The organism is Oleiphilus sp. HI0066 (assembly GCF_001635725.1).
Genome location: NZ_LWFH01001116.1, coordinates 1 through 873 on the forward strand (window position 1 = coordinate 1; position 873 = coordinate 873).

An 873-nucleotide genomic window follows, 5' to 3' on the forward strand; every position below is an offset into this window, starting at 1 on the left:
TTGAGCATTGTTAAAAACGCCTTCGGGATTCAAGAAGCAGTTGGCGGCGTAACGGGCGGCGTGATGGTTGCTCTCCTAAATGGGATCAAACGCGGACTATTTTCAAATGAGGCCGGTATGGGATCGGCGCCCAACATCGCTGCAAGCGCGACTCCTGTGCCACATCATCCATCTAGCCAAGGTTTTGTCCAAGCATTTGGCGTATTTATTGATACCATTTGCGTCTGCACCGCGACAGCCGTCGTTATTTTGTTGTCTGGTATTTATCAGCCAGGTGTTGGGCCCAGTGGCGTTGAATTAACTCAGTTAGCCCTCGCACAGCATATAGGCGAAACCGGTTTCATTTTTATTGCTGTCGCCATTTTCTTCTTTGCTTTCACATCAATAATTGGCAATTACTCGTACGCTGAAAATGCAATGATTTTTCTTGGGGTGCAATCGACAAAAGGTTTGATCGGTATACGGATTGGTTTAATTGCAATGGTTATTTGGGGTTCGATACAAAGCGTTGAGACCGTATTCAACACTGCCGATGCATCGATGGGTTTAATGGCCATTATTAACCTGGTATCGATTTCTTTGCTTTCTGGGATTGTTTTAAAGCTCACGAAAGACTACATAAAGCAGAGAAAGGCTGGACTAGATCCAACCTTTCACGCGCCTGACCATCCCGAGTTATGTCAAAATGTTGATCAAGAAATCTGGACGGACCCTAAACGAGTTAGCGTAAAGCCAAATTAACGCAGGCTAAAGCAAGATCGTTTACAGCTAGGCTTGCAGAGCATAAGGCTATCGCCACAACTAGTCAGTGGGCTGTTTAACTTTACGTAAGTATGGCTTGACCGTTTCCCATCCGTCCGGATATTTTTTTTC

General features: G+C 45.4%; 1 protein-coding gene. It reads left to right on the forward strand.

Going from position 1 to position 873, the window contains the following annotated elements:
• Window positions 1–741, forward strand: a 741-nt coding sequence (locus A3738_RS14665; protein WP_197473869.1) for an alanine:cation symporter family protein, incomplete at its 5' end; no start/stop codon positions are given.
• Window positions 742–873 lie beyond the last annotated feature (132 nt).